This window comes from Brevundimonas vesicularis NBRC 12165, from assembly GCF_001592205.1.
GTDB classification, from domain to species: domain Bacteria; phylum Pseudomonadota; class Alphaproteobacteria; order Caulobacterales; family Caulobacteraceae; genus Brevundimonas; species Brevundimonas vesicularis.
In genome coordinates, this window is sequence record NZ_BCWM01000019.1 from 24,386 (window position 1) to 40,672 (window position 16,287).

The window sequence follows — 16,287 nt, forward strand, 5'->3', positions numbered from 1 at the left end:
CCAGCCGTCGCGCTTGGCAAAGCGGCGCTGTGCAGGGTTCGGTGCGACGCATTGACGAATATCGCTTGGAAAGGCCGCCCACTCGGGTTAAGTCTCTGCCGTCTCCCACTCAATCGCAGCTTTACGGGCGCATACCCGGCTGTTCGCGGCTTGAGCCGGCCATGACGGTCGGTCCCGAAAGGACCGGCGCACCATGCGGGCGACAAGGCATTCCGACAGTTCGACAATCGGGGATCGGCCCCGAGCGAGACGGAACCACGAAACGGACGGAACCGGCCTTCAGGCTTTGGTCCGCCCCTGCACACGGTAGCGCGAATGAGAGATTTCAAGGGCATGAAGCGTCAGCGCGGACGCAATCGGAACAAGGCGGGCGCCAATAACGCCAACAACGCCAATCCGAATCGTTCGTGGGATTCGCAAGGCCCCGAGAACATCAAGGTCCGGGGCAACGCCCAGACGGTGTATGAGCGCTATCAGCAGCTGGCCCGCGATGCGGCCTCCAGCGGCGACCGGGTGCTGGCCGAAAACTATCAGCAGCACGCCGAACACTATTACCGCGTCCTGCGCGCGCTCCAGCCGCAGCGGTCCTTCTCGGACATCGCCGCGCGCGAACAGTCCAACCAGGGCTTCGACATCGACTTCGAGGACGAATCCGGCGCTCAGGCCGCCGCCTTCGTCGCCGCTCAGCAGGCCGCCGACCGTCAGGCCGCGGAGGCCGCCGAACGCGCCGAGCAGAACCAGAACCGTGATCAGAACCGCGACCGCGACTACAATCGCGACCGGGACCGGGACCGTGACAACCGCGACCGCGATCAAAACCGTGATCGTGACCGTGACCAGAACCGCGACGGCCAGCAGCCGCGCGAACCCCGTGAGCCGCGCGAGGGCGACGAGGTCCGCGCCGAAGGCGAGGGCGGCGGTCGTCGCGAAAGCCGCCGCGAACGCTGGGAGCGTCGCCGCGAGGAACGCAATCGTCGCTTCGACAATCAGGACGGCGCCCAAGACGGCGCTGAGGGCGCCGCCCCCGCCTACGCCGAGGCCGACCGCGCCGAAGCCGTCAGCGAAGCGCCCACCGCTGAAGCCCCTGTCGCTGAAGCCCCAAGCGTCGAGGCGCCGGCTGCCGACGAACGTCCTGCACGCCGTCCGCGCCGCACCGCCGCCGCTGTTGCGGCGGACGAGGGCGACGCCCCCACCGCCCTGCCGGGCTTCTTGACCCGTGCGCCGGTGTCGTCGGCCCCGGCCGAGCAAGCCGAAGGCGAGGCGGCCCCGCGTCGCCGTGCGCCGCGTCGCAAGCCCGAAGCCGCCACGGCCAGCGAAGACTGACAACAACCCAAGCGGGCATGTTTACCTGAACGCAACTTCGACGCGTCAATATGGCGCGTCGGAGGGGCGTCATGGATTTCGTCTTGCTTGTCTTGTCCCTGGCGCTGGCGGGAACCTGCGCCGGGATTTGGCTCTGGCTTCAGGCGCACGGGGTCGCCGAGGGCTTGCGTCGAGAGAACGCCCGGCTCGAAGCCCGCATCGCCCAGCAGACCCAAGGCCTGCGCCGCGCCCTGACGACGGCCGAAGGCGAGGTCGACCGCCTGACCGCCGAGCTTCGGACGCGGGACGAGATCATGCAGGCCCTCGGGCGCGAACTGCGTAGTCCCCTGACCACGATCATGGGCTTCACCCAGTTGCTGCGCGCCGACGACCCGGCCAATCCCCTGACCGCGCGTCAGACTCAGTCCGTGCGTCAGATCGAGGCCGCGGCCGGCGTCCTGCTGGCCCTGATTGAGGAAACCGAAGCCTTCATGACCGGCGGTGACGGCGGCGGTTCGCCTTCGCTGCACCGCGTCGATCTGCGTCTTGCGCTGCGTCAGGTCTGCGATGGGCTGGAGGCGCAGGCGCGGGAGGCGTGGGTGACGCTGGCCTGTCCGCCGCCCGCCCACGGCCTGTCCGTCATGGCCGATCCGGGCCAGATCCGCCGCATCCTGCGCCGCTTGGTCGAGAACGCCCTGCGTCATTCACCCGGCGGAAGCACGGTGCGCATGGAGATGTCGCGCGCCGAGGACCGGATCGTCATCGCCATCCATGACGCCGGCATGATCCCCGTCGGTGCGGGCGACGACCGACCTTTCCGCCCGTTGGATGGTCGCGACGCCAGAGGCGGCACCGCCCTCGGCGTCGCCTCGGTCCAGCGGCTGACCGAGCGGATGGGCGGCGCCCTGACCATGGCGCGCGACCCCGGCGCGGGTACGATCTTTTCACTCAGCTTGCCGGCAGCCTCCGCGCCGGGTCTGGCGTCATCGCGTCAGGCGGTGGTGCTCTACATCGAGGACAATCCCGCCAACATCGCCTTGATGCGCCAGGCGGCGAGCGGGCTGGGCCTGACCCTGCACGCCGCGACGACGGGACCGGAGGGGTTGGATCTGGCGCGTGCGCTCAGACCCGACGTCATCCTGCTCGACATCGGCCTGCCGGACATGGACGGCTATGAGGTCAAGGCGCGGCTGGACGTCGATCCCCTGACGCGCCATGTGCCGGTCCTTGCGCTGACGGCGGCCGTATCGGCGCCGGACCGGGCGCGCGGCCGCGCCGCCGGCTTCGACGCTTGGCTGGCCAAGCCGCTGGATCTGGCGGCCCTGGCGGCTGCGCTGAATACGGCGCTGGGCGGCCCGGAGGTTGACGCCGACGGTCGCGAGAGGGCCTAAGAGGCTTAAAGTTCGCCTGATCGCCCCAAGGGAAGCGTCGATGTCCCCGTTCGTCCCGTTCCGTTCGCTCACGCGTCGTCTGGCGCCGCTGGCCGTCCTGTGCGCCGTCGTCGCCTGCGCCTCGACCCCGCCGCCGCCGCCCCCGCCGCCGTCCGGCGCATCGGGCGCGCTGATGGACTGGCGCGGCGTCATCACCTCGGCCGACCGGGATCGCTATCGCCGCGTCGACGCCGCCTGGACCCTGGCCCTGCAACAGGCCAAACGTCAGCGCGGCTCCGGCGACCTGAACAGCCTGGGCGATCTGATCGACCCCAAGGCCGACCGGCCCGGCGTCGCGCCCCTGCCCGGCGACTATCGCTGCCGCACCGTCAAACTGGGCACCCAGGGGGGCGAGGACGGGCTGGGCTATGTCGTCTACGGCTGGTTCGCCTGCCGCATCGAACAGACGCCGAAAGGCTTGAAGTTCTCCAAGCTAACCGGCTCGCAGCGCCCCTCCGGCCTGCTCTTTCCCGAAGACGACCGCCATATGGTGATGCTCGGCTCGCTGGCCTTGGCGCAGGAGCCCGCCGCCAACACCTATGGCCGCAACCCCGACCGCGATCTGGTGGCCATCTTGCAACGCATCGGCGAGGCGCGCTGGCGGCTGGTTCTGCCGTGGCCCAACACCGAATCCAATCTGGACCTGATCGAGCTGGTCCCGGCGCCGCGCGGCTAAGGTTCGGCTGAACCTCGGGCGCCCTGTCACGTTCGGTCAGGGCAACCGATGGAGACGCTGATGCGCCGCACCCCTCTGGCCGTTCTGGCCCTGATGACCACGACAGCCCTGGCGGCCTGTGGCGACAACAGTCCCGCCGCCCCGACCGAGGCCCAGGCCGCATCTGAGGCGACGGCGGCGACGCAGTCCGCAGCCGCTCCCGACGAGGGGATGCAGGGCGGAACCGACTCCTGGCGTCAGGTCGCCAAGGCCGCCGACGCCAGCTTGCTTGGCCGGCTGGATCAGGCTTGGCGCATGGCCCGCGCCGAGGCGGAGGACGGCGGCTTCTCGCGTCAGGTCGAGGCCCTGGGGCCGCTCGCCGATCCCAACGCCGCCCAGACGGGCCGCATCCAACCCGGCCCCGGAACCTATCGCTGCCGCACCATCAAGATGGGCCGCCGCGTCGAGGGTCAGGGACTGGCCTATGTCGAATATCCCTGGTTCGCCTGTTCGGTCGAGCTGACGCCCGGCGGCGATCTGGTCCTGACCAAGACGACGGGATCGCAGCGCACGCGCGGCCTGATCTATCCCGACACCGACCGCCGCGCCGTCTATGTCGGCGCCCAGGCCTGGGGCGCCGACGAGAAGACCTTCCCCGCCTATGGCGACAAGGCCGAACGCGATCAGGTCGGCGTCATCGAGCGCATCGGCCAGAACCGCTGGCGCCTGGTCCTGCCGTGGCCCAAGCAGGAAGCCAAGCTGGAGCTACTCGAGATCACCGGCTAGCGCGCGCCGGTCGAGCGGGCGATCGCGGCGCGCATGCCCTCGGCGTGAAGCGCGCCTGACGGGGCGATCTTGGTGTTCGGCGTTTCGCTGGGTCCCAGATCGGCGGTGCGATCCTCCGGCCCGGTCCAGCTCGGGCTTTCGGCCTTGCGACGGACGGCCTCGCGCAGATTGTCGGTCGCCGTCGCGGACGCCCCGCCGGATTTAGAGCCGGATTTACGCCGGTCCATCTCATTGGCGACGCGGGCGATGGCCTCGGTTAGCAGCGCCTTCTTTTCACGCGCACCCGTATCCGGGCCGCTCTCTCCCGCACGAACGCGTCCTCGGATCTGACGCTGCACCCGGTCACGCCGCCCGCGCAGCCGCCCGATCAGGTCGCGCAGTTCCGCCGGCGAACGTTCGGCCAGCGCCTTCGTCTGTTCGACCATATCGGCTTCGTCGCGATCCAGCGCGCGCGGGTTTGGGGTCTTGGACATGACGGTCTCCCTTTCCATTGATGGGAAGACAGCGTCAGGACGCCAGGGCCGTTCCGGTTTGCGACCCTGGGTCACAGGGTCGTCCGAGGTCACACGCGCGTCAGTCCCAGGTCCTGGTAGTCGTAGCTGAAGTCGATGTCGGGGCTGACCCCCTTCACCGTCGCCGTCGCCGGTTTGGCCGTCAGGATCGAGAAGGTGACGAAGGCGTCCTCCTCGCGCTTGTCCGGGAAACGGGTGCGGAAGGTCTCGCCGTCATACGGCTCCAGCCAGCCTTGCAGGGCGGGCGTATGGGTAAAGCTCAGCCACAGGCCGCTCTTCCTGTTGCGGCCGCGTCCTTCGGTCTTGGGCGCAATGACGATGTCGCCGTACCACGGATCGCGCCAAGTCCCGGCGTAGGATTCCAGCGGCATGGACGGGGGCGCGCCCGCCGCCTGTTTGGCGTCTATCTCGGCTGCGGCGGCGATGGATTTCGCATTGCCCTCGGCCTCCAGCTTCTTGGAGTCTGCGATCCAGTCCACATCGACCTTGCCCATGCAGATGTCGGTGATGCCGGACCGCAAGGCGCGCAGCAGGAAGCTCTCCTCGGCGTTGGAGAAGACGCTGAAGCCGGTCTTGCGGCCCGGGATCAGCACCGTGGCGGAAATCCCGCCGGGCGAGCCGCCGCCGTGGCTGGCGATCCGCTCGCCGCGATAGTCCTGAACCTGAAGACCCATCGCATAGGTCGAGGCGATGGAGCGGTTGGGCAGTTCCGCCGTCGGTCCGGCCGACGAGCCGACGATGATGTTGGGGCGATACATCTCGCGCGCCGCATCTTCGGAATACAGCCGTGTCCCGTCCGCCAGCTTGCCCTCGTTCAGCCGCACGGCGATCCATTTGGCCCAGTCGGTCGGAGTGGTGCAGATGCCCCCCGCCGCCGCCGCCGAATCCCAGTTCCACACCTCGACGATGGACTTGGCGATGGGCGTCATCGGGCCTTGATAGCGCAGCGGCGGCCCGACCCGGCCGTGGGGCAGGGCGGACTTGGACGCATCGGCCAGACGCGCCAGCGGCACGGTCTCGGTCATCCCAACCTTGTCCAGGATGCGCATTTGGATGAAGGCCTCCCACCTCATCCCCGACACGGCCTCCAGCACCGCGCCCGCGACCACGAACATCAGGTTGCAATAGTGATAGCGCGCCCGGAAGCCGTCCTCGATCGGCACGAAGGCGGCCTGGGCCAGCACTTCCGCGCGAGTCCGGTCGCTGTTAGGCCAGAACAGCAGGTCGCCGGCGCCCAGGCCGAACCCGGCCCGGTGGCTCAGCGTATCGCGCACCGTGATGTGTTCGCCGATATAGGGATCGGACAGGGTGAAGCCGGGCAGATAGGTCCGAACCGGCTCATCCCACTTCACCTTGCCCTCGTCGACCAGGATGGCCAGGGCGGCGGCGGTGACGTTCTTGGTGTTGGAGGCGATGGCGAACAGGGTGTGCTCATTGGCCCGCCCTGGCTTGCCCTGAACCTTGACGCCATAACCGCGCGCCAGAACGGTCGCCCCGTCCTTCACCACTGCGACGCCCAGCGCCGGCTGATCCGGCCAGGCCGCCATGCACTTGGCCACATAGGCGTCCACCGCCGCCGCCAGCGACGCATCGTCGTTCGCCGGCGCGCTCTGGGCGAACACGGGCCCCGCCGCCAGCGCCGCCGCGCCTCCGGAAGCGAACAGGGTGCGGCGCGACAGACGAAGGGACATGGCGAACTCCAGCGAAGACCGCCGGACGCTAGCGCCCCTTCGTCGTCTAGGCCAGTCGCCAGCGTTGAAGCTTTTCCAACACGTCGGCGACGATCTGGTCGCGGGTGAAGCCGGTGATGTCGTGGGGGCGTTCGCCTTGGCCGGTCTGGGCGGTCAGTCGCCATTCCAGAAGGCGGCGGCCTTCGGGCGTCTCGCGCTGGGTCACGGCGGGACGCGGACGCGAGCGGGCGCCCAGGCGATAGATGAAGGTGCGTTCGCCCTGTTTGACCGTCAGCCAGGCGACGCCGTCGTCACGCCCGATCTCGGAATCCGCCGCCTCTGCCTCCATGGCGGCGTGAACCGTCTCCAGCGCAGGCAGGCCGTGGCGCTCGATCTCATCGTTGATATCGCTGCGGCTGGCCGGGGCCAGGATGCGTTTCAACTGCTGCGCCAGGGGCGCGCCTTCGGTCTCGAGGTTGCGGCCCGCGACGTCGGCGTTCATCTGGCGCACCAGGCCGATCGACAGCAGGATCATGATCAGGACGAAGGGCAGGGCGGCGGCCAGGGTGGCGGCCTGTAGCGCCCCCAGCCCGCCCGCCAGCAGCAGGGTGGCGGCGATCAGGCCCAGCAGCAGGCACCAATAGACCCGCTGCCAGCGCGGCGTGTCGTCGGCGCCGCCGGAGGCGATGGTGTCGATCACCAAGGCCCCCGAATCGGCCGAGGTGACGAAGAAGACCGCCACCAGCAGGATCGCCAGGCCCGAGGTGAAGGCCGCGCCCGGCAGTTGCTCCAGGAAGTAGAACAGGGCGGTCGACAAGTCCGCCGAGACGGCGTTGGAAATCGCGCCCGCCGCCTGGCCCATGTCCAGGCTGATCGCCGTATTGCCGAAGACGGTCATCCACAGGAAGGTGAAGCCGGCCGGCACCAGCAGCACGTTCAGCAGGAACTCCCGCACTGTTCGCCCGCGCGAAATCCGCGCGATGAACATCCCCACAAACGGAGACCAGGCGATCCACCAGGCCCAGTAGAACAGGGTCCAGTCCGCCATCCAGGCGCGCGGCTCATAGGCGTAGAGGGTGAAGGTCCGCTCGACGAAATGGCTGAGGTAGAAGCCGAAGTTCTGGACCAGGGCCTTGAACAAGAAGCCGGTCGGGCCGACCACCAGCACGAACAGCATCAGCAGCACCGCCAGAACCAGGTTCAGCTCTGACAGACGGCGCACCCCCTTGCCGACCCCGCTCATGACCGAGGCGGTCGCCGCCGCCATGACCACGACGATCAGCCCCACCTGAACCCAGGCCGTGTTGGGAATGCCCAGCAGATAGGTCAGGCCGCTGTTCATCTGCGACACGCCAAAACCCAGAGACGTGGCGATGCCGAAGGCCGTGCCCCAGATGGCGAAGATGTCGACCGCATCGCCGATCGGCCCGTTGACGCGCTTGCCCAGCAAGGGCGACAGGCCCGACCTCAGCGTCAGCGGCAGACCCTTGCGGTGCGCGAAGAAGGCCAGGCTGAGGCCCACCAGCGCATAGATCGACCAAGCGTGGGCCCCATAGTGGAAGAAGGTGATGCCCATGGCCTGACGCGCGGCGTCGAAGGTGCGGCCGGCGCCCTCGGGCGGATTGATATAGTGCTGGATCGGCTCGGCGACGCCGAAATACATCAGGCCGATCCCCATGCCGGCGGCGAACAGCATGGCCAGCCAGGACAGATAGGGAAAGTCCGGCTCGGCGTCGTCCGGCCCCAGCTTCAGCGCGCCCGTGGGGCCGATCGCCAGCACCAGCACCAGCCCCACGAAGGCGGCGACCGAGGCGATATAAAGCCAGCCGAAGGTGTCGATCACCCAGGCCTGAACACTCTGGAACAGGCGGTCGGATTCTCCCGGCGCGACGATGGCGACAAGGAGCAGCAGCGCGATGATGGCGCTCGCGCCCCAGAACACGCGGGGGTTCATCTTCGTGGTCAGCATCGGGTCAAAGCGTATGGCGAAGCTGACAGTTCCCAGCTTGGCCACAACCGCGCCGTCTCGATGAAGAAGATGTAACTTTGCGATTCAAAGTAACGTCGATAGTCAGGCTTATCGACGGGCGCAAACAGACGCCTGCGCACTCTTTCAGGATCGCCGGGGCATGACCTCTTCCAAACTCGTTCTCATGCTGGGTGCGGCCGCCGTCGCCCTGCCCGGCGCCGCTCTGGCTCAATCCCAGAATTCGTCCCAGACCGTCTCGCAGACCCCGCCGCCGGCGACGACGAGCCAGCCGGCCGCCCAGACCCCGGCGACCACGGCGCAGACGCCCGCGCCGCGCACTCAGACGACCGAACCGGCCCAGCAACAGCAGCCCGCCAGCGTCGGCGACGTGGTCGTCAACGCCCGCGCCAATGACGTGCGCACCTCGATCGACTCGGTCAGCTACAGCCTGGCCAATGACCTTCAGGCGACGACGGGCAGTCTGGCTGACGCGCTTCGCAACGTGCCGTCGGTGGACGTGGACCCTGAGGGCAACGTGTCGCTTCGCGGCGACGCCAATGTCACCATTCTGGTCGACGGCCGCCCGTCCGGCATCCTGACCGGCCCCGGTCGCGGCCAGGCCCTGATCCAGCTGCCGGCCAGCCAATACGCCCGCATCGAGGTCATGACCAATCCGTCCGCCGCCTACAGCCCCGAGGGTTCGGGCGGGGTCATCAACCTGATCACCAAGCCCACGGCGCCCAAGCCGGGGACCCAGACGACCGGCTCGCTGCGCGTCAACGTCGGCGACAACGGCCGCTGGAACGCGGGCCTCAGCGGCTCGTACCAGAAGGATCGCCTGACCCTGTCGGGCGACGCCAGCTATCGCTCCGATCCGACCGAACTGACCTTCAACCGCGTCCGTGAACAGCTGGACCCGGTCACCGGCGCGGTGGTGTCGACCACGACCGTCGAACAGCCGGTCGAGTCCGAGCAGAACGGCGCCTTCGCCCGCTTCACCGCCGAATATAAGCTGGACGACAAGACCCAGCTGACCGGCGAACTGCGCGGCGTGGCCTTCGACGGCACGGGGTCGGGCGACGGCCTGTATGAAACCCGCAACGCCGCCGGCGCGGTGACCAGCGCCTATCGCCGGGTCGGCGATTCAGACTTCACCTTCAACAACTGGGGCGCCACGGCGCGAGTGCTGCGCCGCTTCGACGGCGACGGCCATGAGTGGTCCAACGAGCTGCGCTACGATTCCAACGCCAACGACACCACCAGCCAGACCCTGACCACCTTCCTGACCCCGGCGGGCGCGGCTCTGTACGAGCGGACCAGGACCGCGGTCGATCAGGTGACCTGGGGCTTCACCAGCGCCTATACCCGCCCGATGTCCGACGGCGGCAAGCTGCGCCTGGGCTATGAGCTGAACGCCCAGCGGCCAGAGCAGGACGCCGAGTTCCTGCGCGGTCCCTCGCAGGCGGCCTTGGCGCCGGTTCCGGCCCTGAACAACCGCTTCGAAGCCACCCAGACGGTGCATGCCCTCTACACCACCTATGAGCGGCCGCTGGGCGAGAAGCTGTCGGCCCAGCTGGGTCTGCGGCTTGAGCAGGCGGACATCGAGATCAAGGATCTGACCGGCGGCGCCTCGGCGTCTCAGGACTATTTCCGCGCCTATCCGACCGCCCACCTCCAGTATCAGCTGACGCCCGAACAGACCTTGCGCGCCAGCTATTCGCGCCGCATCCAGCGGCCCCAGCCCAGCCAGCTGAATCCCTTCGTCGTCTATCAGGACCCGCTGAACGTCCGCTCGGGCAATCCAGATCTGGAGCCGCAGGAGACCGACAGCTTCGAGGCCATGTGGCAGATGCGAAAGGGCCAGAGCTTCTATCAGGCCACCGCCTATCTGCGGAACACCGACAAGGCGTTCACAGACGTGGCGTCCGACATCGGCGGCGGCGTCTTCCTGACCCGTCCGGAAAACCTGGGCTCGCGTCGCGACCTGGGCGTGGAGGCGACGGCGAACGGGCGACTGCATCCGACCCTGCGCTATAGCGCCAGCGTCAACGTCTTCCGTCAGGAGATCGACTCGGGCGCTGTCGTCGGCGGCGGCGACCGCGAGGCCACCCTGGCCAGCGGGCGTCTCAGCCTGAACTGGCAGCCGACCGCCAAGGACTTCGTCCAGGTCTCCAGCTTCTGGCAGGGCGACAGTCTGCTGGCCCAGGGCCGGCGCGAGGCCGGCGGCATGGTCAATCTGGGCTATCGCAGGAAGCTGAACGAGCAGCTGTCGTTCAACTTCACCGCGCGGGATATCTTCAACACCTTCAACACCACGACCATCTACGAGACGCCGCAGTTCCGCGAACGCTCGGAGCAGGACATCAAGCTGCGGGCCTTCTACATCGGCCTGACCTGGAACTTCGGCGGTCCGCGCCGCCAGCCGGAACAGTTCGACTTCTCGACCGGCCCGACCGGGGGCTGACGCCCTGACGGGAGATGCGGGCTCAGGTTCGCGTCTCCCAGGCCAGCCAGGCGGCAACCACGATCAGGCCGCCGGCCATCACCGCGCGCAGGGCGCGACCCTGCATCCGGGGCGCCAGCCGCGCCGCGCCCGCGCCGCCGATCACGATCAGGCTGTGCACCAGGACGGCGACCGCCAGATGCAGGCTCCCCAGCGTCAGGGCCTGGCTCAGCGGCGCGCCGTGGTCGGGCCGCATGAAGGTCGGCAGCAGGGCGACGTAGAAGACCGCGGCCTTGGGGTTCAGCAGATTGCCCATCAGGCCACGCACGAACAGGCCGCGAAGCGAGCGCGCGTCCGGCGTGGGCGCCGCCTCGATTGTCGGCGCGCGCCAGGCCTCCCACGCCAGCCACAGCAGAAATAGCACGCCCGCCCAACGCAGGCCCTGATACAGCGGCGGCCAGACGGAAAAGACCTCCGTCAGCCCATAGGCGGCCGCTAGCATCCACACCGCCAGCCCCAGGGTCACGCCCGCCACCGCCGCGAAACCGGCCAGCCGTCCCCGCGCTAAGGCGACCAGCGCCAGCCAGCCCATGTTCGGCCCCGGCGTCAGCTCGATCAGCGCCACGGCGATCAGAAAGGGGCCGACGACGGCCGGATCGACGGGCCAGGCGGAATGGGCGATCACGAGGCGCTCCTGTTCGCCAGAGCCTAGGCGCGCGGCGGCGAAACGGACAGCCCCGAAAGCCGCCCAGCGGACCCCTTGTGTGACCCGATCGTCACACCCACCTCGATCTCAACGGCGCGCTGCTCAGCAGAGGGCGCGCTGAAATCCATCCGCCTTCCGAGGGGACTGAAACCATGAATCTCGAACTCTATTCCGACCGCGCCAAACAGGCCTTCCAGTCGGCCCAGTCGCTGGCCCTGGCCCGCCGGCACCAGCAGTTCGCGCCCGAGCATCTGCTCAAGGTGCTGCTGGAGGAACGCGACGGCCTGGCCCGCAATCTGATCAAGGCCGCCGGCGGCGACGCCCGCCGCGCCGAAGCCGATGTCGAAACGGCGCTGAAGAAGCGCGCCCAGGTCACCGGCGGCTCGGGCCAGCTCTATCTGGATGGAGACACCGCGCGCGTCTTCGCCGCCGCCGAGGCGGCGTCCAAGACCGCCGGCGACGCCTTCGTCACCACCGAACGGCTGCTGGCGGCGCTCGCCAGGGAGGGCGGGGTCGCCGCCGAGGTCCTGAAGGCTTCGGGCGTCACCGCCGACAAGCTGGAGGCCGCCATCGCCGAGGTGAGAAAGGGCAAGACCGCCGATTCCGCCGGCGCCGAGGACGGCTATGACGCCTTGAAACGCTACGCCCGCGACCTGACCCTGGCCGCCCGCGACGGCAAGATCGACCCGGTCATCGGCCGCGACGAAGAGATCCGCCGCACCATCCAGGTCCTGGCCCGCCGCACCAAGAACAACCCTGTCCTGATCGGCGAGCCCGGCGTCGGCAAGACCGCCATCGTCGAGGGCCTGGCCCTGCGCATCGTCAACGGCGACGTGCCCGAATCCCTGCGCGACAAGACCGTCATGGCGCTGGACATGGGCAGCCTGATCGCCGGCGCGAAGTATCGCGGCGAGTTCGAGGAGCGTCTGAAATCCGTCCTGTCCGAGGTCTCGGCGGCCGAGGGCGGCATCATCCTGTTCATCGACGAGATGCACACCCTGGTCGGCGCCGGAAAGGGCGACGGGGCCATGGACGCGTCCAACCTGCTGAAGCCGGCTCTGGCGCGCGGCGAGCTGCACTGCGTCGGCGCCACGACCCTGGATGAATACCGCAAGCACGTCGAAAAGGACGCCGCGCTGGCCCGCCGCTTCCAGCCGGTCTTTGTCGCCGAACCGACGGTGGAGGACACCGTCTCCATCCTGCGCGGCCTGAAGGAGAAGTACGAGGTCCACCACGGCGTGCGCATTTCCGACAGCGCGATTGTGGCCGCAGCCACTTTGTCGAACCGCTACATCACCGACCGCTTCCTGCCGGACAAGGCCATCGACTTGATCGACGAGGCCGCCAGCCGCGTGCGCATGGCCGTGGACTCCAAGCCCGAGGCCCTGGACGAGATCGACCGCCGCCTGGTCCAGCTGAAGATCGAACGCGAGGCCCTGAAGAAGGAAACCGACCAGGCCTCCCAACACCGTCTGGAAAAGCTGGAGGACGAGATCGCCGATCTGGAGGGCCAGTCCGACGACCTGACCGCCCAGTGGAAGGCCGAAAAGGACAAGGTCGGCCAGGGCGCCCAACTGCGCGAAACCCTGGACCGCCTGCGCCTGGAACTCGCCAACGCCCAGCGCGCCGGCGACCTGGGCCGGGCGTCAGAGATCGCCTACGGCCAGATCCCTCAGATCGAAAAGCAGCTCGAAGACGCCGAGGCCAATGAGACCTCCGGCAAGGGCCCCCTGACCCCCGAGGTCGTCGACGCCGAACAGATCGCCGCCGTCGTCAGCCGCTGGACCGGCGTGCCTGTCGACAAGATGCTGGAGGGCGAGCGCGAGAAACTGCTCCAGATGGAAACCGCGCTCGGCGGTCGCGTGGTGGGTCAGGACGAGGCCCTGGCCGCCGTCTCCGACGCTGTGCGCCGCGCTCGCGCCGGCCTGAACGATCCCAACCGACCGCTGGGCAGCTTCCTGTTCCTGGGCCCGACCGGCGTGGGCAAGACCGAACTGACCAAGGCGCTGGCCGAGTTCCTGTTCGACGACGAGGCGGCCATCACCCGACTGGATATGTCGGAATATATGGAGAAGCACAGCGTCTCCCGCCTGATCGGCGCCCCTCCCGGCTATGTCGGCTATGACGAGGGCGGCGCCCTGACCGAGGCCGTGCGTCGTCGCCCCTATCAGGTCGTCCTGTTCGACGAGGTCGAAAAGGCCCACCCCGACGTCTTCAACGTGCTGTTGCAAGTGCTCGACGACGGCCGCCTGACGGACGGCCAGGGTCGCACCATCGATTTCAGGAACACCCTGATCATCATGACCTCCAACCTGGGCAGCCAGTATCTGGCCGATCAGGGCGAGGGCGATGATGTGGAGGCCGTGCGCCCCTTCGTCATGGACGCCGTGCGCGCCCACTTCCGGCCCGAGTTCCTGAACCGGATCGATGAGATCATCCTGTTCCACCGCCTGGGCCGCGACCAGATGGGCGGCATCGTCCGCATCCAGCTGTCACGCTTCGAGAAGCTTCTCGCCGACCGCCGCCTGACCCTGGACCTGGACGACAGCGCCCTGGCCTGGCTCGCCGACCGCGGCTACGACCCCGCCTATGGCGCGCGACCCCTGAAACGCGTCATCCAGAAGGACCTTGTCGACCCGATCGCGAGAAAGCTGCTAGCCGGCGAGATCGAGGACGGCGGCGTGATCGCCGTCACCGCCGGCGAGGGCGGATTGGAGATCGGGAAGATGCGGGTGCATTAAGCGACAGGTAAACTAGGCTGACCTGAATGAAAGACGATCCACCAGACTTGAGAAGCGTCACACGGCGTGAGGAAGCCCTCGCTAGCTCCAAAAAACTAAGTCCGCTGAAGCTCTATTGGGTGGAAACGCCCAGCGCTGAGGAGAACTGCTTCGTAGTAGCGCGCTCTAAAGCGGCAGCGGCTCGTTATGAGCGGAATGGCAGCGGCTTTGGTACAGAAGATTGTGTAGCCGAATATCTGCTCACGCCTGATGTCTCGTGGCTGAGTTCGGTCGCGCCAGATGGCGTTCTCCTAGATGAGATAGTTGCCTTCTACGCACAGCCCGAGGATGTCGTAGAGCTTGGCGTGGGCTGGGTCATTATGGATGGTGATGACTATTTTTCTTGGGGTGAAAGGGAGTTTTTCCGTCAAGGAGGCATGAATTGGATTGCTTCAGTCTACGAGAAGCCAAGAAATATCGTTATCCGGTCTGTCAGGGGTCTTCTCGAAATCGTTGAACGGGATGCTCCCGGCGAATGGCTTTTTCGCGGTCAATCATCCTGTCGATGGGGTCTGCAGGCTAGCGTGCATAGGCTTCGGAGCGCTGACCTCGGCCCGTCAGAACTGCGAGATTATGAGCGAAGAATAGTCGGGGAGTTCAGACGCCGCGCTCGGAGTTTATTGCCCGCGCCACCTTCAACCATCTGGGAATGGTTGGTTCTTGCGCAACATTTCGGACTACCGACCCGTCTATTGGATTGGACGGAAAATCCTTTGGTAGCTCTTTACCTCTCAGTACGCGATAATGACGGGGTGTCAGACGATGGCCAAATCTTTGCTTATCGTCACGGGGCTCCTGAAATCGATTTGGAGTCCACGATTGATCCCTTTAATATTCAGAGGATTGAGGTTGTTCGCCCGCCCTATTTGGATCAACGGGTGATTATTCAGCGTTCGGTATTTACCGTCGAGCCTCACCCGTTGGAGTGTGAGGATACGGAGTCGGAAGACTTAAGATATTGGAACGTATCGGGTTTGGTCGCAGATGAAATTCGCGAGGAATTGGCAAGCTTGGGCATTTCGGAAAGTACTTTGTTTCCAGGACTTGATACTTTGGCTAAAGACATCAAATTTGACTCCCGGTTGTGGTAACTTTTTACAGCACCCGACGGGCTGTAATTATTGCCGTGCCCGTCATACGGTAAGCAACGCCTCGTTCCTTTCGTCATCCTCCGGCAAGCCGCGTCTTCGCGGCGCAGACCGGGGGACCCAGCGGCGCCGTCAGGCGAAATCCTTCCGCCGCACGATGCGAGAAGACCTGGTCCGCGACAGGATCGCGCTCTCGCGCGCCGCTGGGTCCCCCGGTTCCGCTGCGCGGCCCGGAGGATGACGAAAGCAGAGAGCGGCGAACGGGATGACGAAAGACAGTGTACGGCCTAGGTTACGTCCATGCCGACGCATCGGACGTTTATCGCGACCTACATCATGGCCAGCGGGCGCAACGGCACGCTCTATACCGGCATGACGGCGAACCTGGAGGCGCGGGTCTGGAAGCATCGCAGCGGCGTGTTCGAGGGCTTCTCCGCCTCGCATGGATGCACGCGGTTGGTCTGGTTCGAGCGGCACGCCTGGGTGGTCGAGGCTATCGCCCGCGAGAAGCGGATCAAGAAGTGGCTGCGGGACTGGAAGCTGAAGCTGATCGAGTCGGAGAATCCGGAATGGCGGGATCTGGCCGAGGACTGGTTTCCGGTGAACGATCCGAACTGGCGGCCGCCGGTTGAAGAGGATTGATCCATTCTTTTCGTCATCCTCCGGCGACCCTCGCGAAAGCGGGGGGAGACCGGGGAACCCAGCGGCGCGCGTGAGCGCGAACCTGTCGCGGACGCAGTGTTCAAACATCGCGATGCGGGCGGATCGCCTTCGGCGCCGCTGGGTCCTCCGGTCTGCGCCGCGGAGGCGCGGCATGCCGGAGGATGACGAAATAAGTGGCAGCCGTCTTAATCGAGATGGGTCCCGCCAACGATTTCAACACCCTGCCGCCCGCCAGCGTCATCCTCCTGCCCATGCCTCCAAACCGTGCGATCCTGTCTCGGTT

General features: G+C 67.1%; 12 protein-coding genes. 8 read left to right on the forward strand and 4 right to left on the reverse strand.

All coding sequences use genetic code 11. From position 1 onward, the window contains the following. The first annotated feature begins 315 nt into the window (after window positions 1–315). The 4 genes from BVE01S_RS14065 (at window position 316) to BVE01S_RS14080 (ending at window position 4,173) form a co-directional block, all read left to right on the forward strand. Window positions 316–1,323, forward strand: coding sequence for a DUF4167 domain-containing protein (locus BVE01S_RS14065; RefSeq protein ID WP_066628832.1), 1,008 nt, complete (start codon window positions 316–318; stop codon window positions 1,321–1,323). 83 nt (window positions 1,324–1,406) lie between these two features. Then, window positions 1,407–2,693 (forward strand): hybrid sensor histidine kinase/response regulator, encoded by a 1,287-nt coding sequence (locus tag BVE01S_RS14070; RefSeq protein ID WP_169802126.1) that lies wholly within the window; start codon window positions 1,407–1,409, stop codon window positions 2,691–2,693. A gap of 40 nt (window positions 2,694–2,733) precedes the next feature. After that, window positions 2,734–3,408 carry a DUF4893 domain-containing protein gene (locus BVE01S_RS14075; RefSeq protein WP_066628838.1) on the forward strand — a complete coding sequence of 225 codons (675 nt, stop codon included), beginning with the start codon at window positions 2,734–2,736 and terminating at the stop codon, window positions 3,406–3,408. Between the two features lie 60 nt (window positions 3,409–3,468). After that, window positions 3,469–4,173, forward strand: a complete 705-nt coding sequence (locus tag BVE01S_RS14080; protein ID WP_205678535.1) for a DUF4893 domain-containing protein — start codon at window positions 3,469–3,471, stop codon at window positions 4,171–4,173. On the opposite strand, the gene BVE01S_RS14085 is transcribed toward BVE01S_RS14080, so the two are convergent. The 3 genes from BVE01S_RS14085 to BVE01S_RS14095 form a co-directional block, all read right to left on the reverse strand. Then, window positions 4,170–4,646, reverse strand: a complete 477-nt coding sequence (locus BVE01S_RS14085) for a hypothetical protein (RefSeq protein ID WP_066628895.1) — start codon at window positions 4,644–4,646, stop codon at window positions 4,170–4,172. The genes BVE01S_RS14080 and BVE01S_RS14085 overlap by 4 nt on opposite strands. Window positions 4,647–4,735: 89 nt before the next feature. Then, on the reverse strand, window positions 4,736–6,376 hold the full coding sequence (locus BVE01S_RS14090; RefSeq protein WP_066628846.1) for a serine hydrolase: 1,641 nt from the start codon (window positions 6,374–6,376) through the stop codon (window positions 4,736–4,738). Window positions 6,377–6,422: 46 nt separating this feature from the next. Beyond that, complete coding sequence (locus BVE01S_RS14095) at window positions 6,423–8,369, reverse strand: BCCT family transporter (protein WP_240612141.1); 1,947 nt, start codon at window positions 8,367–8,369, stop codon at window positions 6,423–6,425. 115 nt (window positions 8,370–8,484) lie between these two features. Here BVE01S_RS14095 and BVE01S_RS14100 point away from each other — a divergent pair, with 115 nt between their 5' ends. Further along, window positions 8,485–10,788 carry a TonB-dependent receptor domain-containing protein gene (locus BVE01S_RS14100; protein WP_066628850.1) on the forward strand — a complete coding sequence of 768 codons (2,304 nt, stop codon included), beginning with the start codon at window positions 8,485–8,487 and terminating at the stop codon, window positions 10,786–10,788. A gap of 22 nt (window positions 10,789–10,810) precedes the next feature. On the opposite strand, the gene BVE01S_RS14105 is transcribed toward BVE01S_RS14100, so the two are convergent. Next, window positions 10,811–11,452, reverse strand: coding sequence for a LysE family translocator (locus BVE01S_RS14105; RefSeq protein ID WP_240612140.1), 642 nt, complete (start codon window positions 11,450–11,452; stop codon window positions 10,811–10,813). Between the two features lie 173 nt (window positions 11,453–11,625). Here BVE01S_RS14105 and clpB point away from each other — a divergent pair, with 173 nt between their 5' ends. From clpB to BVE01S_RS14115, 3 genes are all read left to right on the forward strand, one after another. Then, the gene (gene clpB, locus BVE01S_RS14110) at window positions 11,626–14,214 is read left to right on the forward strand and encodes an ATP-dependent chaperone ClpB (RefSeq protein WP_066628853.1); all 2,589 of its coding nucleotides are present in this window, start codon (window positions 11,626–11,628) and stop codon (window positions 14,212–14,214) included. A 26-nt stretch (window positions 14,215–14,240) separates the two neighbouring features. Beyond that, window positions 14,241–15,344, forward strand: coding sequence for an FRG domain-containing protein (locus BVE01S_RS16585; RefSeq protein WP_084375419.1), 1,104 nt, complete (start codon window positions 14,241–14,243; stop codon window positions 15,342–15,344). Window positions 15,345–15,641: 297 nt separating this feature from the next. After that, window positions 15,642–15,983, forward strand: coding sequence for a GIY-YIG nuclease family protein (locus tag BVE01S_RS14115; protein ID WP_066628856.1), 342 nt, complete (start codon window positions 15,642–15,644; stop codon window positions 15,981–15,983). The last annotated feature ends 304 nt before the right edge of the window (window positions 15,984–16,287 follow it).